Below are 22,457 nucleotides of genomic sequence, written 5' to 3'. Positions count from 1 at the left end.
ATTTCCTCTCAATCAGTGTGGATTATTTGCCGCGACGACGTACGATGAGCTTATCGGTACGCTTGTTCTTGCGGGTCTTGTAACCTTTGGCCGGTGTACCCCAGGGTGATACCGGGTGACGACCACCAGAGGTACGACCTTCACCACCACCGTGCGGGTGATCTACCGGGTTCATGGCAACACCACGAACGGTCGGACGAACACCGCGCCAGCGGGAGGCACCAGCCTTACCCAGGGAGCGCAGGTTGTGCTCACTGTTGGACACTTCACCCAAAGTAGCGCGGCACTCAACCAGCACCTTGCGCATTTCACCGCTGCGCAGACGCAGGGTGGCGTGCTTGCCTTCGCGGGCAACCAGCTGAGCAGATGCACCAGCGGAGCGAGCGATTTGCGCGCCTTTGCCAGGCTTCAGTTCCACACAGTGAACGGTGCTACCTACAGGCACATTACGCAGCGGCAAGGTGTTGCCCACAGCGATGTCGGCGTCGGCACCAGAGCTGATCACGTCCCCAGCCTTAAGGCCTTTGGGGGCGATGATGTAGCGGCGCTCACCGTCGTTGTAGCACACCAATGCAATATAGGCTGTGCGGTTGGGATCGTATTCCAGGCGCTCTACGCGGGCTGGAATGCCATCTTTATTGCGCTTGAAGTCGATGATGCGGTAGTGCTGCTTGTGACCACCACCGATGTGACGGGTGGTGATACGACCGGCATTGTTACGGCCACCGCTTTTGGACTTCTTCTCCAACAAAGGCGCGTAAGGGGCACCTTTGTGCAGATCCGGGTTAACCACGCTAACAACGTGGCGGCGACCCGGAGATGTCGGTTTTCTCTTGATTACTGGCATCGCAACAATCCCCTTATTCCGCTACCGCAAAGTCAATTTCTTGACCTTCGGCCAGCCGAACGTACGCTTTTTTCCAGTCAGAGCGCTTGCCCATACCGTAACGGGTACGCTTGGCTTTGCCCTTGGTGACTACAGTGCGAACATCCAGCACGTCTACTTTGAAAAGCTGCTCAACAGCGGCTTTCACTTCGCGCTTGGTGGCCGTTTTGGCAACCTTGAAGATCACCTGATTGCTGCCTTCGGCAACAACGGCGGCTTTCTCAGAAACGTGAGGCCCAAGCAGGGTCTTAAAGACAATTTCCTGATTCATCCCAGCATCTCCTCAATCTTTTTCAGCGCAGACACTGTGACAACCACTTTGTCGAACTTGATCAGGCTAACCGGGTCAAGTGCACTGGTGTCGCGAACATCAACCTTGTGCAGGTTGCGAGACGCCAGGTAGAGGTTTTCATTCACCTCGTCAGACACGATCAGCGCTTCCTGCAGGCCCAGGCCAGACAGCTTGGCCACCAGACCTTTGGTCTTGGGGGCGTCGAGGTCAAAAGACTCAACCACCACCAGACGCTCCTGGCGAGCCAGCTCAGACAGGATGGAACGCAGCGCACCGCGATACATCTTGCGGTTCAGCTTTTGGCTGTGATCCTGAGGCTGAGCGGCGAAAGTTACGCCACCAGTACGCCACAGCGGGCTGCGAATGGTACCAGCACGGGCGCGGCCAGTGCCTTTTTGACGCCAGGGCTTCTTGCCGCCGCCAGAAACCGCAGAACGGTTCTTCTGGGCGCGGGTGCCTTGACGGGCGCCTGCCAAGTAAGCAGTTACCGCCTGGTGCACCAGATCCTGGTTGTATTCGTTGCCGAACGCTTGCTCAGACACTTTCACAGTGCCCGCAGCCTTGCCTTCAGCAGATGCAATATTCAATTCCATGGACGTTCCCCTCAAGCCTTCACTGCAGGACGAACAATCACGTCGCCACCGGGAGCGCCAGGTACGGCACCCTTGATGAGCAGCAAATTGCGCTCGGCGTCGACACGAACCACTTCCAGGCTCTGCACGGTGACACGCTCAGCACCCATATGACCCGCCATCTTCTTGCCTTTAAAGACACGACCGGGAGTCTGGCACTGACCGATAGAACCGGGAGCACGGTGAGAAATGGAGTTACCGTGAGTGGCATCCTGCATGCGGAAGTTCCAGCGCTTAACGCCGCCCTGGAAGCCTTTACCTTTGGAGGTGCCGGTAACATCAACTTTTTGGCCAGCTTCAAAGCCTTCAACGGTGATGGAATCACCGGCTTTCAACTCGCCTGCTTCGTCCACACGGAATTCCCACAGACCGCGGCCGGCTTCAACGCCCGCTTTAGCCAGGTGGCCCGCTTGAGACTTGCTTACTCGGGATTTGCGACGGGTACCGGTAGTTACCTGAACGGCAGTGTATCCGTCGACGTCGTCAGATTTGACCTGCGTAATGCGGTTGGGCTCTACCTCAACCACGGTCACTGGAACGGACTCGCCGTTTTCAGTGAATACGCGGGTCATGCCGCATTTGCGGCCGACAATACCTATAGTCATTTTATAACCTCTTGTGTACGGGGCTATTACCCGCTACGGCCACCCATTTCAGAGTGTTACACAGCCCATAAGGGCGTTTCGGTTTAACTTACGTTTTACTACTTATTAACCCAGGCTGATTTGTACTTCTACACCAGCGGCCAGGTCCAACTTCATCAGAGCGTCGACAGTCTTGTCGGTGGGCTCCACGATATCCAGCAGACGCTTGTGCGTGCGGATTTCGTACTGGTCACGCGCGTCTTTGTTCACGTGAGGCGAGATCAGAACCGTGTAGCGCTCTTTGCGAGTCGGCAGCGGGATGGGACCACGGATTTGGGCACCGGTGCGCTTGGCCGTCTCGACAATCTCTTGCGTCGAAGCGTCAATCAGCTTGTGATCAAACGCCTTGAGACGAATTCGAATTCGTTGATTCATGGAATCAAAATCCTGTATATAAAGAATAAAGAACCCAAGAAGCCTGCTTGAGACTTCCGAAACTATCTACTGCTTCCATTTTTTTTAGGCGATTTAGGCACACAAGGAGCCCCACCGGGAAAAATGGAGGCGCAATGGTAGTGATGTAGAAGGACTATGTCAAGCATACGAACGATCAAAAATATTTAGGGCGTGGAGCATACATTTGACCTGGACCCACACAAGCGTAGCGCAACAACCTAGACCTCAAGCACACCACCAAATCACGGCTCATTTCGCCACGTTCCTGTACGCCCGTGATCGCAAAAATACTTGCTATGCCTAACTACCACCTCCCCCCTTCTGGACTGCACAACATCGGTTGTGACTTCAGGGCCAGTGGTAGTCAACACACCCAAATCGTCTATATCTTGACCAGCAAAGAGATTACAACGCCTTAATGCCTCATCCAGACATGCCCGAATAACAGCATGCCCTGACACAGAGCCAAATAGATAGTTGCATATTTTTTCCGGGTGCTTTTCAGGTATTTGCTGCCGCATATGGTGCTGACTGCGCCAATCAATCCACTTTTGCGCCAACACTTCTTCAATAAAGTACACAGCTTCTGCTTCTTTCTTCTTCTGCAAAAAATTCAACAAAGAGAAATGAATAGGCCCTGCATCACAGTCCATATAGAAACCTCCGTGCTCCCACACAATGAGATACCTGGCTATATCTGCTCGCTGAACATCCCTTGGCACCTGTCTATATACGGCCTCCACTTCTGGGTACTTGGCAATCAACGCCTCAACCTCACTGCGCCCCCACAGCTTGGCCTCCCAACCCTGCCGCTGCCACCGGTCAATTGTTTGCTGAAACTCCGGCGGCAATGGGTCGTCACTCCACAACCCAAAAATGAAATGGGCACGTTGAGGAATTTTTGTCGCAACTCTTTTTGCAGGTGGCTTAAGAGGAATTCGGTTACACGTAGAAAGAAGAATCAGCTTTCTTATTAACTTTTTAATAAAGTTCATTTCAAAGTCTTATCCTGAAAATAACGATTTACAACACAATAGATCATGCCCGGCAAGCTCCACAAGACCTACATAAAAATATAGCCACACAATGTGTGGCTATATTTTGTCACTCTTAAATCTCATCGAGTCACTGCAAGCAACCACCTCCGAGCCAGACATAAAACTCCAAGCACAAATAGCAAGATACTCCCTACATTACCACCACCCCCAGAGCTACCAGACTCTGGCTGAGGTGCCGGCACCGTAGTTACAGGCGGCTCAGGTGTAGGTGTAGGTGTAGGTGTAGGTGTAGGTGTAGGTGTAGGTGTAGGTGTAGGTGTAACAACAGGCTCACGCTCACCTATAACGATTACATCACTGTCTGCCGGCGCCTCTTGACGATCAATCTGGCGAATATAAGCCATCAAATCCGCAAACTCTGCACTAGACACCGTACGAGCAACCGTATGAGCAGATGCCGCTTCAACAGCATCAAAGCTACTAACCGTGATGTCATCCACCATAACCGACGCGCCAGACCGAAGAGTAATGACAACCGTATTTCCAGTACCTGCATTTAGCGGAATTTCAAGAACAGCGGACTCAGCCATTGCCGCCTGCCCTCCATTAATCAATGCTGCCGCAGGAGTATCAACCGCACCGATATTCGTACCATTCACTGACACACCTAAAGAGCTACCAGTGGACTCAGCCATTGCTCGCAAGTACAAAAGACCTTGACCTCCGGCCGCACCACCATCTACATCGTTAAGAACAATCTGATCTGACTGGCTTGCCAGACGAGCAGCCCTTTCGCCTCTCAGGTTCGAATAAACACCATTATTCACCACCAGACCCGCATCTACAGCATCTTCCGCCTGATACACCACACCGCCTGAAAGCTCAAATACATCTTCTAACGTTGCCGCACGCCCATCGTGAAGATAAGGAGCGGATGCAAAAGCACCCAGCAACGAGGGGGTACGGATTTCAGTTAGCTCACCACCGAGGCGCCGACCAGAATAACTCCTGAGGCTACCCACATCATGAGAAACACCATCAGTAAATGCCCTATCAGCGTGGCACTGGGCACAACCTAACTGGCTAAATACATTCCTGCCACGCTCCCCAGCAGCAGTCATAGAACCATTACTGTTCCGATGTGGGCTGCGAGGCAAAGAATCTTGTCCTAAAGAGGAAACGTAAGCAGCAAGGTTATCCAAATCCTGACTACTTCCCGCCTTGGTGGGCCCAAGAGGCGTATCAGCTTGATCGAAGTCACCATCTGACATAAAGCCACGGCCTCTAAAAGCATTCCTTATGTCGTGCTCGAAGTCCTGGACCTCGTCAAAATTTCCAGACCAATGAATCCGGCCAAAACGGGCACCACCCCTGCCCACCAGAGAAGTTGTATTGCGCAAGCCCTCACCACGGCCAGTAAAGTCCCAAGTGCGACCGTCATGGCCACCATCGGCGTGGCAAGACGCACAGCTAATATAGCCCTCTGCACTCATGCGATCATCGCTAGCGTGATAAAAAATTTGCTTACCGGCCAATACCTCTGGGGTCAGCGCCTCATTAGTCACAGTAGAGAACACTTCAATAGGTGGATTTAAGGTTCCCTGAGAAAGAAAGGCAGTTAAGTCAACTTTCGATACATCGCGACTTAGGAAGTTTTTCACATATAGCGCGTTATTTGTCGCATCCATGCACAAGCCTTGAGGCGCAGATCCAACAGCAAAGAAACCGGTAAATTCAGCCACATTGCCCTGACCATTCAACTCTAAGGCCATCACCTCATTGTTTCCCTGCAAAGCAGCAAACAGATAGCGCTCATCCGCAGAAAACGTTAAAGCGAAAGGAGCCTCACGGTTATCTAGGTCTACCCTGCTGTCGTATTCTTCACTCGAAGACACCAGGTTAATCTTGCCAATCAGAGGGCGGACACTGTTGTCATCATCCAGATCAGAGGTACCAGTTAGCAGCCCTCTATCCGTATTATCTTTTTTACCTGTGTAGTAGGCGTAATCACCAGAAGGTGCAATAACAATAGACGACAGGTAATTTGGCACACCAAGGCCATTGATAATGGTATCTGGCTCATCACTTTTAACCAGGCGAATGGTATTGCGAAGGCTGAACGTTGCCAGGTCAATTTCCCAAATTTCACCCCAGTTTTCTGGTGATATAAAGCGGGTCACATACAAACGACGATCGTCTCTTGTAATGGCCATTGCCTTCGGTGTCGGCCCAACGGCAATCCGGTCAGCAACCGCACGAGTGGCAACATTAATTCTCGCTATTTCGCCGCTACCATAAAGAGCAACATATATATCGGCACCGTTATGACTTGCCACCAAACCGGATGGCGCGGAGCCATAGCCAGTATTAATTGTTGCAATCAGCCCACCATTGCTACTGTATGCACGAACACTGTCAGAGCCTTTTGACGCCACCCAAACAGTACCATCAGCACCCTGATATACACTTCTAGGATCATCAACACCCGAGATAGTATCGATAATGCCACCACCCTGCGCCGAAAGACTTACTACCGAGTCGTTATCTGGATTTACAACCCAAATTAGTTGATCTTCCACAGAGCAGTGTAGTGGAGAACTGGCATTAGCAAAATCAACGCCATCACTTGGAGGAGGGGAAACATTAGCCACGGATATCACACGGCTTGTGCTCACAATGCTACCGGAGTCATCACGGACTTCTACTCGAGCGGTGTAGTTTCCCGCAGCCGAATAAGATATTCCATGGCTACTGGAACCAATCCAGCCAGAAGTATAAGAGCCGTCACCAGACGTAAAGCGATAGGTAAGTGAGTCACCATCAGGATCCGCGGCACTTACAGTCAATACCACAGTCTCACCAACATCGACGCTGCTTCCCGGTGACAGGCTAACACCATCAATAACCGGCGGACGATTTGTTGGCTCTGGATCAGGATTGGGGCCAGGATCAACAACACCACTGCCCGTGGAGAACGCAAAGCTGTATGAAGGCATTGCATTGCCCATATAGTCTTCGATGCCCACCAAAGTCACTTGATAGGTAGTATTCGCCGTCAGTTCACCGTCTGGGTCAATGGTTAACATCCCAGCGTGACTGAGGCGGTAATCAAGCCCAAGAGGCTGCCCAAGATTACCCTGGGAATCTACTTGGCGAATAATGATATTTTGCCCTGGAACCAGAGTGCGGCCACGCAATGTCTCTGGAATTGAAACGCTGATCGGCGCAAAAGTAGGGTAGTTGGTTTGTCCATCCCTTGGCACATGGTAAGCTACAGATGGCGGGCGAGTATCTGGTGCCGACTGGTGAACCCACACAGACATACCTTGCTCATCGACACTCTCATTAGAGGTATCACGGGTGATGCCTCCGGCAATCAGTATATTACCTAACGGCAAGGCAAACTGACTCATCTCAGCATCATGAGCACCCTCATCAAACTCAACAGCCACCTCACAGGTTTCAATATTCACCTTGTAACGATCAACAAAAGCGTATTCATCCTGAAAGTTGACGTACATTGGGTCGTTATCCAGCTCGATGTAACAAGACACTTCCAGGTTAGTTGGATCCGAAAAGTCCACAACAATAATACCGCCACGCAGCACGCTGACATCATTAGCACGTGACGCAATAACCACATGGTGACCGTGCACTTCTTGCCAGTACCCGCCGATGGGGCGAGAGCGTGTAATTTGACCTTGGTTCTGAGCAGTAACAACAGTACCAACGTTAGTAGCACCCTCAGAATTATTCGGATTGATAACACCAACATTATCTTGCAAGAGGTCAAGCAGAACAGGGTTTGATGGATCAGAGACATCGTAAGCTGCCACACCTCGGTTCGCCTGATCACTCACATAAATCATCAGGTTGCCCATGAAGTTAGGCATACCAATCAAGTTGCCCGTTATACCCCAGTGATCCCAGGTAGCCGTGCGCTGACCCTCAAAATAGAGCTCACCAAGACTTTGGATGGGTTCATAAAAACCCCAAGTGGTCGCTGTCCATGGATAGTGGAGTGCCGACTTATTTGCACCTTGAGGGCCAGTACTTGGGCCACGCCATACACTAGTGCTCAGCTGCCCGTCTGTTCCCAGGGTTGCACCAACCTGATTGCCCAGATCTACCTGAACCTGCCCTGTCGACAAATCGTACCTTTTTACTGTGCCATGCGCTTGATATGGCATTGAGGTCTGGCCAAAGTCAGCCTCAATCAAAACAGGGTTCGACAAATTAGAAAAATCCCACACCTGATTTCTAAGATTACTGCCAGCACTACTGCCCGGACCTTCAGGAATCGATACGATATAGCCTCCCAAAGACTCCATAATGGCTAAACGCCCCTGCTGGGACAGCTCAGGATGAGTGCTCGGGCCAGCCAAGAAAGTTCCAGGCTGCCCCTGCTGCACATTAGGAACATCAGCAAACGAAGCACCCACAAAAATGGTTGCCAAAAAAGCTGAATACTTAAGTGCTGAAAAATGTTTAACGTTCATAAGATGTCTAGAAGTCAGTTCGCTCTTATCAAGAAACCTGGGCACAGCCAAGCTCTGCAATTCGCTGCCAAACGGTAGAACTTTACTACCCAGTAGCTAGGCGGAATTGTTATCTATCAAATAGTGAAATACCACGAAGGAACTACATTGTTGTGACGACTGTATCGTTCACGGGAGAATAATTTGAACCGCCTCACAAAACCCAAGAGCTTCACATACTTAGAGGCCTTCAAACAACGCCACAAAATTGGCACTGCAACCCCTTAAAACCCCCAAATGCAAAATTCCCGCCAAAAATGAGATCAAGCCAAACAAAAAGGCGCAAGCATATAGCAGCGCCTGCGCCTTTTAACCAAATACCCTTTGAAATCAAATAGCTACAGAAGGATCAATCAAAAACTCGACTATTACCATCCGCATCATTAAAGTTTTGCAGCTCGGTCCACATAAGCCTAACGATATCTGCGTAGTTATCCCTTACAAGAGGGTGAATAGTTGACGGAACCTGAAAGCTTGCCGGAGCCTCCACTTCATAAATCGCCATGTAAGTAACCAAACTAGCCAAGAAATAGATGGTTGGACGACCATGTGGTGCACTATCTTCATACAACTCTGCCACGGGAACTCCCTGCAGCGCTGAATTGCTCAATGCCGTCGTAATAACTGGGCCAACCGGTATCATCTTGACATTTGTATCGGGGCGGGCCTCCAAAACCGCATCATGGTAATCAATCCACCAAGTACTAAACCCCCCCACTACGTATGCGTTGTAATTCTCAAACTCTTGATTGGTCGGGGGGAAACTGGCCGCATAAGGCCCCATATCCGGCCAGTTCTCGTAGATGTATATATCAATGCTAGGCTCTTGCTGACGCACCCAGTCAACAATTTTCAGGGTTTCCAAAACTGGGGTAGTACCTGAAGGATTGCTGCCCTCGTAAGGGCTCGTCGGAGAACGATGCTGAATAAAATTCCCAGCCGTTAACAAAATGGTTGTGAAATCCGCATCCGCAAAAGACGCCCCAGTGGTATCCGGATCCCAAGCTGTAGGCACGATATCAAAACCCCAGTCTGCAACCGGCGGCAAGTTAGAGTGCTCTCTCAAGAAGCCGTATTGGCCAGAAACACTGTATCTTTGACTGGCCTCTTGGGCAAGAAGATACACCCAATGGGGCACCGATGCTTCATTACTATTAACTGGCTGAACAGGTACCGTGAAATTAATCAGACTATGCCCAAAAATATAGTTCCGAATCTGGCGACCACTGGTGGGCTGAGAAGATGCGATAGTGAAACTATCACTCGCGGAGCCCCCATTACCATCATTGGCCGTGATAGTTACTGTGGTAGTTCCCGCTCCCTGAGGCGTACCTGTCACTTGGCCCGCATTACTGGAAAAACCATTGGCACTGGGGCTCAGCACCACCGTGTAAGTTAGCGCATCACCGTCAGGGTCAGTAAAGGTAGCGCCACCTTGAGTAGCATCATAAGTAAAAGCCTGCCCTACGGTTGCCGCCTGATTGGCATTTGATGACGAGAGCACCGGAGTACGATTCACCGGAGGGGCAACAGCTGAAGAAGTAATGGTGAAAGCATCACTTGCCGTTCCACCATTGCCGTCATTAGCGGTTATTGTAACAGTCGTGGCCTCCGCAGCTTGCGGCGTACCACTAATCGCACCTGCACTCGCCACAAAGCCGTTATCTGAGGGACTAAACGCTATGCTATATGTCAAACTATCGCCATCTGCATCACGAAATACTGTACCTCCCCGTGTTGCATCATAACTAAATGCACTGCCGACGGTTGCCACTTGATCTGCGTTTGCTGAAGACACCTCTGGAGCCCGATTTGCCGGTGCCGGTTGGCCACCACCGCCACCGCCACCGCCACCGCCACCGCCACCGCCACCGCCACCGCCACCGCCACCGCAAGATGAAACAATAAGTGAGGTCACCAGTAAAACACCAGCTTTCAACTGCTTGAGTCGCATTTTACATCCTGAAGATATGTCACAAAGTCTGCGCGATTATAGAGAATACGCACCAATCTTGTCAGTGCCACAAGTCGCCAACTGCCCAGCACACTCACAGAATGAGAACTGCAACACAAGCCTTGATATTGGCACTTACATCTTAATCATCTTCAATTTAGAGCGGCACTCGCATAATTAATCCGCCATATCGACCACTAACTCTTCTGCGCAGTAACTCGGTGTCACACTTCTCGAGCCACTGGTACAATTCAACAGCGCAAAGCGCTCGCCCTTAAATGCCTAAATATTGAGCCACTGACCAAACAAACATGTCACACTCACAGACCTCAGCCCCCATATTCGTTGATATGGATGGCACACTTATAAAGGGCGATATTGCTCTGGAGTTGGCTGCGCGCAGCTTGAAACATTTAAACCGGTTTGCCGCACTGCTGAAGGCCTTATTCAAAGGACGCTCGGACTTCAAGAGATACCTAGCCGACCATTACACCTTTTCAGCCAAGCACCTCCCTTATAACTCGGAGGTTGTGGAATACCTAAAGACACAAAAGGCTTTGGGGAGAAAGGTTATTCTGGCAACAGCATCGGATGAAACCATTGCAGAACAGGTTGCCAACCACTTAGGCATTTTCGATGCAGTGATTGCATCTTCTCCCGGGCAAAACCTAAAAGGTGGTGCCAAACTAGCAAAAATTCAGGAAATGGCAGGGGTGGGAGAATTTGAGTACATTGGGGACTCCAAAGCCGACCTCCCAATATGGGAAGCCGCCAGTTACCGTGGGTTTGTTAACCTGTCAGCCAACATTAGCCAGCTTACGCAAGATCAGAGCAAAACAACTGTTGACGTTAGAAACAAACCCCCTTTGCTAAAAATAATTTGCAAAGCAGCCAGGCCTCACCAATGGGCCAAAAATTGTCTAATATTCGTTCCGCTTATTTTCTCCCACCAATATTCGGATATTGCCTCTGTCGGCCTTTCTGTTGTCGCTTTCTTCGCGTTCTCTTTTTGTGCATCTGGAATCTATATCGTAAATGACCTTCTCGATATTGAGTCTGATAGAACACACCCGGAAAAGAAAAACAGGCCTTTCGCTTCGGGCAACCTTTCGATCAGAGCTGGCCTCGTTAGCAGTGCTGCTCTGATTGTATTTGCCTTCGTAGCGTGCGGCCTACTGCTGAACACAAAAACTATCGTTGTACTTTCAATTTACTTTTTAATTACGAACCTTTATTCGTTCTACTTAAAGCACTATTCAACCATTGATGTCATTTCGTTAACTTGCCTGTACACCATCCGCATTGTTGCTGGAAGCACCGTCATAGCAGCCCCCCTATCTCTTTGGCTGCTCAACTTCTCGGTTTTCTTCTTCCTTAGCCTTGCCTACATGAAGCGCTACATAGAAGTATCTTCACTGTCCGACCAAGAAAAGGTGAATGGCCGCAATTACAAGAAAGATGAGATTGACGTAATTATGACAACAGGCATTGTCAATGGCGGCTTGGCAACGTTGACATTAAGCCTTTACCTAAACAGTGAGTATGTAGTGGAGTCCTATGCGTCGCCTCAAATTTTATGGCTAATTTGCCCACTCCTTCTATTCTGGATATATCGAGCTTGGTTATGGGCAAAGCGCGGAAAAATAAGCATGGACCCCGTGGTTTTCGCCCTGAAAGATAAAATCAGCTTGGTATCTGTACTGTTAGCGGGTATCGCTGTAATTACCGCCAAATTGATCCCCGTGAGTTTTTAAATTATGAGTATGAGCAATTTATGGGTCATTCTTAGCAGCGTCACTTTGTCTGCCATCGCACAGGTTTCTTTTAAGTATGGTGTATCTACCATAACTCATATGCACGATGACAGTACTATTGTTCGCGCCTTCCACCTATTGACCTCTCCATTCGTTCTAATTGGTCTTGCATTGTATGGAGTAGGAACTGTGTTATGGCTTTTTGCCTTAAAAAATACAGAACTATCCCTCGCTTACCCATTTGTCGGAATCAGCTTTATTATGGTTCTTTTTATAGGCGTTGGATTACTTGGCGAAACAGTGAGCGTCAACAAGATAGCAGGAACCCTTATCATTGTTGCCGGGCTATTTCTGCTGACACGCTAAAAACACCGCATATCTAAGAGAAAAAGCGAATGCTCAGTCGTTATTTCCAACACATTGCCGACGCGCCACCAAAAAGAATCTTCTTATTCCTCTTTATACTGGCCTTTGCGCTTCGTCTTATCGGAGTGAACTACGGTTACTGGCACGGGGACGAGCGAGTCAATGAAGCAGCAAAGGTTCTAACTGGGCAGCTGATACCTGGTCAGCACTTTTACCCTCCTTTACTAAACTACATAAATGCAGTTTTTCTTGGCATTCTTTATGCTATTGGCCGAATCATCCCTATTTGGCACAGCACCGCAGAATTTCGCGCACAATACTTTTCGGACCCAACAGCCTTTTATTTAACAGCTCGCACAGTTACTGCTGCCATGGGGGCAATTATCGCTCCTTTGTTTTATATTTTCGCGAAGTCGTTACGATTACCTTCAAAGAGCTGTCTTACTATCGGAATTCTCGGATTGCTAATTCCAGCAATGATATTTCTATGTCATATATCCAAGAGCGACATTCCTTTATCCGTTTGCTCAGTGCTGGTTTTCATTGCCATTCTGAAAAAAAACGATAATCCTCATAGCCTAAAATATGACTTCTTCCTGGGTGTAAGCATCGCCCTAGCAGTTAGCTTTAAACATTCTTACGTTATTATGGCCGCACCACTTATGCTTGGCCATTTAATACTCTTCTCTCTCCGATATGGTGCTCAGCTGGGCATTAAAACAATTCTTATTTCGTCCGCATTCATGCTACCAATATGGTGCGTGTTAAATATCGGAATTTTATTAGACATACAAAATTTTATTGACTATCAAAAAATTCAAGCGCAAATGTCCGTCAGAAGTGAGGAAGGGCTAGTAAGCAGCTTTTCCGCATGGGCATACTGGGCCGGACACCCATCCTATGGCATCAATTGGATAGCTACAGCCCTGTTCCTGATTACACCTTTTTATATAAACTCAAAGTATTGCGCGATAGGTTCGAAGAGCTTAATTAATTTATTTTGGACGGCCACATTTATCTCGATGATTGTTGTTATTGTGATTTCTGGATCGCGACAACACTCAGGCCTTTGGATACCTTACTTCACGTGTATGCAGCTTTTTGCTGCTCTAGTGATTACAGATGCGATATTTCACAAAGATCGGCCCAAGCGAACAAAGCTGGCATGCGGTTTGACATTAGCGGCTTTTTTGTCTGTTTCTTTACTTGGCTCACTAGAGATATGGCGACAAGCACTTGCAAAGCCGATCGCTGATGAAGTAGCAGATTTCATTAATGCTAACTATAAAGATAGAAAAATTTTAACTTCATTTGAAATCCGCTTGCCCAAGCAAAAAATAGCGCAAACCGATGAGCGAAGGAGACATCAAAACCTTGCCGACAAATATGGCATCACGCTACCCGAACAAGCTCAAGAGCGCTTAATCGAATCGTCTGACCCCGATGCGGTTTATTATTATGGGTTGCCTGGAGTAATGTTTGGCTTGGAAAAGGCGGACGACGACAGCCTGGAAGGCGCAGCAAAACCTTTCGCATGGCCCCTTCAGGATGAAGAGTGGCATTTAGAGTACTGGACATCGAAAGGGTTCAGCATCTTGGTCGTATCAAATTATGAGTATTTTTTGAATGAGAGTGGTGTACCACAGTTTTTTAACTTTTACAGCGAACTGGAAAAAAGCTGCTCCAAAGCAGTATCATTCGATGCCAGAAAGCCGTTCTTTCTAGAGCCTAACGTTACTGTATTTGACTGCACGGACCGCACAGACCTTTCAGTGCTGAAAGAAGGCCAAAAATGACTTCGTTAAATGCCATTAAAATACCTGATAGAGAACCTATCAACCTTGCCCCAGGTGGCATCAACATCGGAATAGTCAGCCCTTGTTATGGACTCGAAAAAGTTAGCTATGCGCTGAAACCAGATAACTATAATTTTTATAAGCTGAGAACAGTACCCTGGGAAGGGATCTCATCCCGCCATAATTTTTATGAAAACAACCGCATTTTACTTCCAACCAGAACTGACCTTATCCACACTTTTAACAAGGTTCCGATGAATGGGCCACCCTTTGTCGTCTCATTTGAGCTTGAGTTTCCCCGGCATTTTGGCCCAGTAAAAAACTGGCAAACCGAATTGACCAGAAAGGCATTGCGCTCTGATCGCTGTACAGCATTATTGGGCTTATCAGACAGTGCCGCAAAGCTTGCCATTCAAGGTTTTGAGGCAGCAGGTGAATATGAAATTGCAAAGAAGATACGTGTTTTTCGAGGAGGCATCAGCAGCTCAACAATAATTGATACCCCACCAAAGCCACCTGTTTCAAATAGGCCACTGCAGCTGCTTTTTGTTGGCAATGATTACCTTCGGAAAGGATTATTGGCTTGTATACTAGCCGTGGAAAATTTACAGGAAAAAGGGGCAGATATCGAGTTATCTGTCATTTCCAGCTTGGATAAGCACACATACTGTGGCGAGGAGTCGGAAGAGTCGAAAAAAATCATGCAGCGCGCCCAGAGTAATCCTTGGATAAAGTTACTTGGGGCTCAACCCAATGCTACTGTGAAAGAATTCATGAAAAGTACAGATATGCTGCTTTTCCCCACTCTGGATGAATCTTTAGGTTGGGTTCCCATAGAAGCGGGCATGGAAGGAACTGCCAGCGTTTGTACGGATATTTTCGCCATACCTGAATCTATCGAACATGAACAATCAGGCTTACTATTAAACGTTCCATTAAACTCCAACACAAATCGCTGGGAAGGAATAAATCGCCCTGATATGAACTCGCTATTTATGCCAATGCAATACAACCTTGCAGAACAATTAAGTAACTCCCTTGAAAAACTTTTAAACGAGCCTGACTACTGCCAGAAATTGGGCAAAGCAGCAAAACTCCGCATGGAAGAACGTTACTCCACAAAATTTGCATCTGAAAAATTGAGCTCTATCTACGAATCTTGTTTGGCATAGTTCTATTTCTTCCCAAACCTTTGAACCCATCGGCTAATCGGCGCAGAGAAAATATATTTAAATCCTATCTTTTTCACTACTGCAGAAAACACTATAGGCAGCAGCAACCCGAAAACCATTCCTAAGGCAAGGTGAACCCAAAAATTGTTTATGGAAAGCAATGACTGCAATAAAATTCTTACACCACTTCCAGATAAAATGTGAATAAGATAAATCGCCATTGAAGAAACACCCAGTGTAAGGAGCCATGCCAACCCCTTATCTGGCAACCTATGACAAAGCGAAACAATCAGAGTAATAGAGACTAGGGCCAGCAACAACGTGTTGACACCCCGGTCGCCGTAGTGCCCTCCCCAAGTTATATGAAATACATACTGACTAAGAGAAAAACCGACTATTGAAATATAAAGCAGCCACTTCTTGCGCCAAAAATCGTGGCAACTGAAGCGAGAAAAAGCGATGCCAGCTATAAAAAATACAAGATTCTGCGAAATATGAATGGATGCTGTTGATTCAGGCAATATTGACGGCCATAAATAAATAACCAAAGACGATAGCAAGGCAACGTATATAGCAGCCCCTTTAAAAGCCCAGAATATTACGCAACATAAGGAAAAAATTAAAAACAACGCATACAAAAACCAAAAGTGCGCTCTCGGATCCCAAAGCCGCAAAACCTCCGAAGCACTAACATCACCGTTAGTGTATTGAGCTAAAAAAACCTCTATAAAGCCTTGAAGCAAAGACCAGATAATATAGGGATATACAATAACATCCACTTTTTTTAAAACGCTTCTGCCTGCTTTGTATTTATTGTAAGTACTTAGGAAGAAAAGCCCGGATAGAAAAAAGAACAGCGGCATATGGAAACTATATATAACGCTATCAGATATTTGGTAGAAGCGTTCTGAAATAGGGATTCCAGCACTATATAAACCTCGCACAACATGGCCATAAACAACCAAGATGATCCCTATGCCTTTGGCATAATCTACCCAATTTTGCCGTTCTGTATTCTCTTGTAATTCGTTATTAAGTTGCGCACACACGGCCCATCTATGCTCCCCATTAGCTAGTTTGACGAACGCCATCAAATATTGCTTTTGCACTAACCTTTGAGCTAAAGCGCTGCAAGACAGTCAAACGCCCTTGTTTGCCGAGACTCTCAATAGCATCAGGGGCCTCTAGCAAGTTTTCTATTGTTTCTGCAAATTCAGTAGGGGAACGAGGCTCAACCAAAACCCCATTTTTGCCACTCTCTATCAGGTCCAACACTCCAGGGCTTCGAGTAACGATAACGGGCATTTCCATAGCCATGGCTTCCATAGTTGCCACACCCAAAGGCTCTTTCAAACTTGCAAGACAGAAGAAGTGTGCGTTTTCCAACTCTTCTTTTACTCGTTCTTCAGAAATAGACCCTAACAAATCTACGGAACACTCTACACCAAGCTCAGCAATTAACGATTCGAGGCTATCTACATAGCCAGTTCCATCTGTAGCACTTTGAGAGTCAGCAGCACCACATATTCTCAGGTGCGCCTTGACACCCTTGTCACGCAAAAGAGCAACAACGCGCACTAAATCGTCATGAGCTTTCACAAAATTTAAACGGCCGCAGGACACCAAATGGACTTGTTGATCCCGCTGAGGGGGAAGGTATGTTGAAGAGCGTCGAAATGAGTCTGTATTCACGCCCATGGGAGCCAGATGTATAGGGGGAAGTGAGCAGGCTGGCAACTTATTTTTGACCTCTCCAACAAGCTCCTTAGTAATGATGATAGCAAAACTCGCATGGCGCCACTTTTCAGCCTGATTACCACCATAATCTTGCATGGGGCCATGCAGAGTTATGCTGTAAGACGGCCCACCCAACAAACGAGCAAACATAGCGACATGGGCCGAATTAGCACAACTGTGGACATGGATATGCTCTACACCTGTTCTCTGTGCCCACTGTTTTAAATTGCTTCCGATGAGCAGTAAGCCTGGGAGCTGTAAACGCTCCTTAAAGGTCAACTCTGAACTCGATAAAATTGACTTTACCGACCGCCACCAAGCAGCTGGGCCAGACATCAGAATATAGAAAAACGCCTTTGCAATACTTTTAACGCCTATTGGAAACAAATAGTGTGTATCCTTTGCTGCCTCACTTGCCCAAGAGTGCTGAGCCATCCCCTCTCCTTCCACAGGCCTCTGAGTAGAGATCAATTCTGTATGAACACCCAGATTGGCCAATTCTGCACGCTCTCTCATAAAGAATGCATGGGTTTGGCCTGGAAACTCTGGAATAAGGAAACCAATAGACGTCATATTTGCTTCACAATTATTAGTTATACGGTGAACTCGCCCAAGATACCCGTAGCATAGATTGCTACGAACGCATAAAGTCTACATAGTAGACTCTGTGTTTCCACATAAGCATGCATTTTCGCCTAAAGGGAATAATCCTATGTATGTGTGGTATATATCTGAAGCAGCAAATGTATAATCCTCTAATCCCTGAGTCCAGAGCTTTACTTTATAAACAACGGAAATCATTCGCCATGAAATCTCAAAAGACCTTCCTCATTCCTCTTATATGCAGCTTTTTATGCCTAGTATCCTGCAAAGCGGACTCAACTGGCGCCATATCAAAAGACCACGAAGCAACAGTCAACTCAGTAGATAGCCAACCTGAGCTTGATGGAGGCGAAACATCGTCAAATACACCCACTCTAAAAATTAAACGTCAATCTAGTATCAAGAACTATTTGTTCGGGCACAGTTTAATTAACCATGTTTCCCCTGAAGCACCCGCCGGGAACAACGAAACATCTGTACCACATTGGTTACAAAAACTCGCCAAGGCAGCAGGGAACAAATATTACACTGCCGGCCAATACGGTTTTTTACGAAACCATGCTGAGTTACCACCAAAATCTCAGTGGGGGTTCAGCGAAGTTCCTACTGCTTGGGACCCTGACTTGAATGGAGAAAGCTTCTCTGATGTAGGCTTTACGAGCGTTATACTGACAGCAGCCAACTTTATTCAATACCAGTCACCAAATACCCCCTTTGATGGCGATAATCCAACAAGAAGCACCCCCTTAACGTCGACACTGGAGATCATTGACTGGATAAGCCTCCACTCCCCATCGAGCGATATTTATATCTACGAAAATTGGCCAGATATGGCTCAGTACATCTCGAGCTTTCCGCCTTCTAAGCGGGAATTCTCGCGATATCACGCCAAAACGCTTGGTGAATTCCATGAGTGGTGGATTCAGTATCAAGATCAGATTCGCGAAGCTCGACCCCAGAAACAGGTAAAAATGTTACCAGTTGGGCCAGTTATAGCCAGCGTACTTCAGCTAGATCCTTTGAATACGATACCTGCCACCGAGTTATATGAGGATGATGCCCCTCATGGCAAACCGACTATTTATTTTCTTGCCGCCTTGGTCACTTACATGGGAATCTATGGGGAACAAAGCCCTGACAACCTGAAGATTCCTTCGAGCATACACCCACTTGTAAAAGAGCATTACCAGAACATATCTCAACACATATGGAACCAGCTGTCTCTATACACCTTCAAGGATGGTCAGAGCCGAGTCTGGTTTGAAGAGAAGTAACCCCCCGAAAAGCTCCTGAAGTCAGGGGCTATATCAACAGAAGATGCGTTAGCTTTTTAAGCGTTCTAGAACTAAGGCTCGCATTCGCGAGCCCCAAGCATCCCAGTTAAGAAAATCCTTGTAATACTCTCTGGATGCCTGCCTTAACTTTAGGTAGTCATCGATATTGTTCTTGTAATAAAGCACTTTATCGACAAAGCTCTCACTCCCTGCATCAATAGGCAAACGAAACCCATTGACGCCCTGCTCGACGGGTACTCCCCCAACATCTATGCACAAAATCGGCAACCCGTAAGCACTGGCTTCGCAAAAAGCAAAACCGTAGGACTCATAGGAAGGCATCACGAAAAAGTGAGACCTGGAAAACAAACGTTGAAAAATCGCTAATTGCTCAGGGGCAGTCTTATCAAGGTATGGGTGGATTGTTACATTTTCATGATTAAGTAGTTCCGGAGGGTTGCAGCCCACAATTGTTAAATGAGCGTCGTGCTCTCTTTCGAGCAGTAAATTCAACACCTCAATCACAAGGGGGCCACCTTTATGAAACCAGTCCCTGCCAACAAATAGTAGATTGACCTGCTCGCTGATGTCAGCCGCCTCTGGAAATACTGGCTGACCAGGATCCTCAACATTTGCTCCCCAAGGCAGCATATAAGAGTGACTATTCGAAAGGCCATACAATTTATCTGCGTTATTCTTTAGCCATGCAGATGGCCAAAGTGCCAAATCCACATTTTGATATACCCTCTTCTCCAACTTGTATATATAAGAATCGAACTTACGCGATAATGAAAGATACGATCCAAAAACAGCACCAATCTCCGAGTTTTTATATACTGTATATGTTGCGTCAGATGAAAAAACCAGAAGCGAAGAGTGTGGAAGCCTCAAGTTTGCAAGACAATAAAAACTGTACGTACAAAATACGACATCATAATTACCTTTTCGTAATTCTGACGCTGTTCTTCGAGAAATAAACCGAGACAATAATAAATGCACTCGAAATCGAAGCCTCATAGATATTTTCAGAGGTAGCTTATCTATTAAAACCTTAGCCCACTGAAAGAACCCCCAGTGATATTCGATGTAGGTTGTATCACCAAGGTGTTTATCTATCGTCCGAAACAAGCGCTGATTGCCACCGGAATGCGCCCAGGCATGTACAGGATCAGTCTCACACAAATAGGCAACTTTTAAACGTCTCTCATCCATATGCTTCTATTTAAACAAAACATTAATAACGCTTGAATCCATGAGCCACCATAGCGCAATACAGATCAAGACTGAAAAGACAATTAATGACATATCTGACAAAAAGCACCGATAGCCATGGCGGTTTGCATAAGCGATCATGACAGGATGAGCAAGCAGCGAAGATATTGTAATTGCAACCACAATACCTACCGTACCCGCAAGATACCCACCCAGAAGAAGTGAGGCGATAAGAATTACCGCATTTGCTGTACTAAATTTCATTTGGCTAAAAGAATCGCCACTGGCAATCATAAAAGGCATCAAAGTTCCTGTTAACGCTCTGCCTACTTGGCCAACAGCTAATATTTGCAACATCCAACCTGCATCGCTGTACCGATCATCGTACAAAAAGTAAATTAAATGATCCCCGACGGCTGCCAAAACAATACAGATACCGACATAAAGAACATTCAGTAAATTGCGAACCCTGTAAATTTTCCCATAGTCAGAATGGTTATCAATAGCTTTTTTGAAATAGGGGTGCAACACTCTTGTTGAGATATTCACAGAGAATAACGATGTAATAGCCGCCCAAGTTGCTGCAACCGAATATTTACCAAGCTCTCCCATAGACAAGAAGGCACCTAGAATCAATCGATCACCTTGCACAGCCAAGTACGAAATAATCGACGACAATAATATCCATTTCCCGAAATTAAATAATTTTTTAACAACTTCTTTATCCCAGGCGAAGCGACTGTGATGCCCAGAAAACAAATAGTAACTGGTTATAACTTCAAGAACGGATGAAACTACTTGCCCCGCGACCAGGGCCCAAAGCGTTGGAGAAATGTACGCCCAGACGATAACTACCGCTAAACCTAAAACCTGAATCCCCAAATCTACTAACATCTGGGTTTTTAAATCCAATCTTTTGTCGTAGGCCAATGGCGCAATCGATTTAAAGCCCGTAATCAATGCAGAAAGTGCAATCCAGATTAGTACCGGAGCAATTATTGATGCGTCATAAAAACTTGCTATTGGGTACGCGATAGCAATACCCAGCAAACCAATAAACCCAGCCCTTACAATTTGTAGGGTCCATGCGGTCTGCATGAAACGAGGGTCATTAACGCGATCACTGTTTACAACCCCCTGACGAAGCCCGACATCCGACAACTGCCCTAAGCCAATCATCACCGCAGTAACGATAGCCATAACACCAAAAACTTCAGGGAAAAGTAATCGTGTAAGAACAAGATTGCCCAGCAAGCGTATTACCTGATAGCCCCCGCTTCCTACAAACACCCAAAAAGCACTATTTGCTAAAGAAGTTGAGGCAAGAGAAGATGCTCTTCGATAAATATCGGAAAGAGCTCTTCTATTTGTATTCAAGACATCTTTCACAAAGCGAACCAGCAATTTGAAGTGCAATCACACATAGATACTTCCTGATTTTTTTACTTCCAAAAAAGCAGTTTATCTAGCACGCGTCGTTTTAACGACTTTGGGGGCACCCAGAGTTCAGCCCCATCGAATATGGAACTTTCTGATTGTGTGCTGTGATTTTCTACCATGTTCACAGCCCAACGTGCCGACTCTCTTGGGTCTATACCGGTGAAATCGCTCATTCTTGTGTTCAAGTGCCCAGGTATCCATTCATGAACCTGAACATCTTTACCTCGAGTTAAAATATCCACACCTATGGCCTTTGTGAGCGCCCTTACACAACCCTTCGATGCAGAGTAGACGGCACTGTTTTCTATTGGCCCCATGTGAGCCCAACTACCAACATTAAATATGCGCCCATAATTTCTTTCCAACATAGATGGCAATACAGTTTTACAGCAATTGACAACGCCATTCACATTTACCGCAAGAGCTTCGGCCCAATCGTTACTACTTTCATCTAAAAAATTTATCTTTGGATATACCGCTGCGCTATTGAATAGCACGTCAACGTGCTTATGAACCGACAAAATTTCTTCAAAAGCATGCTCTACCTGCTCCGCACGAGAAACATCTGCCACATGACAAGTTATTGACTTGTTAGAGTTCATCAGGTCACTTAACGCTTCCTGTGATTCCGAGGTTCGAACGACAGCTGCAACTGAATAGCCGTTAGCAGAAAATTCTTGAACCAGCTCTTTCCCAAGGCCCCTAGCAGCACCTGTGATAACAACAACTTTGCTATTAGCCATAACAAAACCTCTTTAAATTC

Annotated in this window: 18 protein-coding genes; 5 read left to right on the top strand and 13 right to left on the bottom strand. The window is 47.0% G+C overall.

The features are described 5' to 3' along the window. Positions 1-22: 22 nt before the first annotated feature. The 8 genes from rplB to QSV34_RS04625 all read right to left on the bottom strand — a co-directional run bounded on the left by rplB (position 23) and on the right by QSV34_RS04625 (position 10,340). A complete protein-coding gene (gene rplB / locus QSV34_RS04660) occupies positions 23-847 on the bottom strand; it encodes a 50S ribosomal protein L2 (protein WP_289152405.1) in 825 nt (274 codons plus the stop codon). A gap of 13 nt (positions 848-860) precedes the next feature. Further along, a complete protein-coding gene (gene rplW / locus QSV34_RS04655) occupies positions 861-1,157 on the bottom strand; it encodes a 50S ribosomal protein L23 (protein WP_289152403.1) in 297 nt (98 codons plus the stop codon). Beyond that, positions 1,154-1,771, bottom strand: a complete 618-nt coding sequence (gene rplD / locus QSV34_RS04650) for a 50S ribosomal protein L4 (protein ID WP_289152402.1) — start codon at positions 1,769-1,771, stop codon at positions 1,154-1,156. Before rplD ends, rplW begins: the two co-directional genes overlap by 4 nt. A gap of 11 nt (positions 1,772-1,782) precedes the next feature. Then, the gene (rplC, locus tag QSV34_RS04645) at positions 1,783-2,415 is read right to left on the bottom strand and encodes a 50S ribosomal protein L3 (protein WP_289152401.1); all 633 of its coding nucleotides are present in this window, start codon (positions 2,413-2,415) and stop codon (positions 1,783-1,785) included. A 105-nt stretch (positions 2,416-2,520) separates the two neighbouring features. Further along, positions 2,521-2,829: a 30S ribosomal protein S10 gene (gene rpsJ, locus QSV34_RS04640; protein ID WP_289152400.1), complete on the bottom strand. Its 309-nt coding sequence runs from the start codon at positions 2,827-2,829 to the stop codon at positions 2,521-2,523. A gap of 263 nt (positions 2,830-3,092) precedes the next feature. Then, positions 3,093-3,845, bottom strand: coding sequence for a glycosyltransferase family 32 protein (locus tag QSV34_RS04635; RefSeq protein WP_289152398.1), 753 nt, complete (start codon positions 3,843-3,845; stop codon positions 3,093-3,095). A 122-nt stretch (positions 3,846-3,967) separates the two neighbouring features. Continuing rightward, the gene (locus tag QSV34_RS04630; RefSeq protein WP_289152396.1) at positions 3,968-8,347 is read right to left on the bottom strand and encodes an Ig-like domain-containing protein; all 4,380 of its coding nucleotides are present in this window, start codon (positions 8,345-8,347) and stop codon (positions 3,968-3,970) included. A gap of 388 nt (positions 8,348-8,735) precedes the next feature. Beyond that, positions 8,736-10,340 (bottom strand): putative Ig domain-containing protein, encoded by a 1,605-nt coding sequence (locus tag QSV34_RS04625; protein ID WP_289152395.1) that lies wholly within the window; start codon positions 10,338-10,340, stop codon positions 8,736-8,738. Positions 10,341-10,651: 311 nt separating this feature from the next. Here QSV34_RS04625 and QSV34_RS04620 point away from each other — a divergent pair, with 311 nt between their 5' ends. Genes QSV34_RS04620 through QSV34_RS04605 form a run of 4 tightly spaced genes read left to right on the top strand, consistent with a single transcriptional unit; the run spans position 10,652 to position 15,428 of the window. Beyond that, entirely contained in the window at positions 10,652-12,094 is a 1,443-nt protein-coding gene (locus QSV34_RS04620; RefSeq protein WP_289152394.1) for a UbiA family prenyltransferase, read from the top strand. Between the two features lie 3 nt (positions 12,095-12,097). Beyond that, on the top strand, positions 12,098-12,460 hold the full coding sequence (locus tag QSV34_RS04615) for an EamA family transporter (protein ID WP_289152392.1): 363 nt from the start codon (positions 12,098-12,100) through the stop codon (positions 12,458-12,460). A 29-nt stretch (positions 12,461-12,489) separates the two neighbouring features. Then, complete coding sequence (locus tag QSV34_RS04610; protein ID WP_289152390.1) at positions 12,490-14,256, top strand: glycosyltransferase family protein; 1,767 nt, start codon at positions 12,490-12,492, stop codon at positions 14,254-14,256. Next, complete coding sequence (locus QSV34_RS04605; RefSeq protein WP_289152389.1) at positions 14,253-15,428, top strand: glycosyltransferase family 4 protein; 1,176 nt, start codon at positions 14,253-14,255, stop codon at positions 15,426-15,428. The genes QSV34_RS04610 and QSV34_RS04605 overlap by 4 nt, the downstream gene beginning before the upstream one ends. A gap of 2 nt (positions 15,429-15,430) precedes the next feature. Here the strand turns inward: QSV34_RS04605 and QSV34_RS04600 are convergent, their stop codons facing one another. Both QSV34_RS04600 and epsE read right to left on the bottom strand, forming a co-directional pair. Then, positions 15,431-16,519 (bottom strand): acyltransferase family protein, encoded by a 1,089-nt coding sequence (locus QSV34_RS04600; RefSeq protein ID WP_289152388.1) that lies wholly within the window; start codon positions 16,517-16,519, stop codon positions 15,431-15,433. Continuing rightward, positions 16,497-17,738 (bottom strand): exopolysaccharide biosynthesis GT4 family glycosyltransferase EpsE, encoded by a 1,242-nt coding sequence (gene epsE, locus QSV34_RS04595; RefSeq protein ID WP_289152387.1) that lies wholly within the window; start codon positions 17,736-17,738, stop codon positions 16,497-16,499. The genes QSV34_RS04600 and epsE overlap by 23 nt, the downstream gene beginning before the upstream one ends. Before the next feature lie 233 nt (positions 17,739-17,971). Here epsE and QSV34_RS04590 point away from each other — a divergent pair, with 233 nt between their 5' ends. Beyond that, positions 17,972-19,042, top strand: coding sequence for a hypothetical protein (locus QSV34_RS04590; protein WP_289152386.1), 1,071 nt, complete (start codon positions 17,972-17,974; stop codon positions 19,040-19,042). Positions 19,043-19,090: 48 nt separating this feature from the next. Here QSV34_RS04590 and QSV34_RS04585 read toward each other — a convergent pair whose 3' ends face one another. Genes QSV34_RS04585 through QSV34_RS04575 form a run of 3 tightly spaced genes read right to left on the bottom strand, consistent with a single transcriptional unit; the run spans position 19,091 to position 22,437 of the window. After that, the gene (locus tag QSV34_RS04585; RefSeq protein WP_289152384.1) at positions 19,091-20,254 is read right to left on the bottom strand and encodes a glycosyltransferase family 4 protein; all 1,164 of its coding nucleotides are present in this window, start codon (positions 20,252-20,254) and stop codon (positions 19,091-19,093) included. Between the two features lie 6 nt (positions 20,255-20,260). Next, on the bottom strand, positions 20,261-21,643 hold the full coding sequence (locus QSV34_RS04580) for an oligosaccharide flippase family protein (protein WP_289152382.1): 1,383 nt from the start codon (positions 21,641-21,643) through the stop codon (positions 20,261-20,263). Positions 21,644-21,696: 53 nt separating this feature from the next. Further along, complete coding sequence (locus tag QSV34_RS04575; RefSeq protein WP_289152380.1) at positions 21,697-22,437, bottom strand: SDR family NAD(P)-dependent oxidoreductase; 741 nt, start codon at positions 22,435-22,437, stop codon at positions 21,697-21,699. Positions 22,438-22,457 lie beyond the last annotated feature (20 nt).

It is taken from the genome of Porticoccus sp. W117 (assembly GCF_030341905.1).
In the GTDB taxonomy this organism is placed as follows: Bacteria; Pseudomonadota; Gammaproteobacteria; order Pseudomonadales; family Porticoccaceae; genus SCSIO-12696.
Note: the sequence above shows the minus strand (reverse complement) of the source record. Positions and strands in the feature narration are given on the sequence as shown.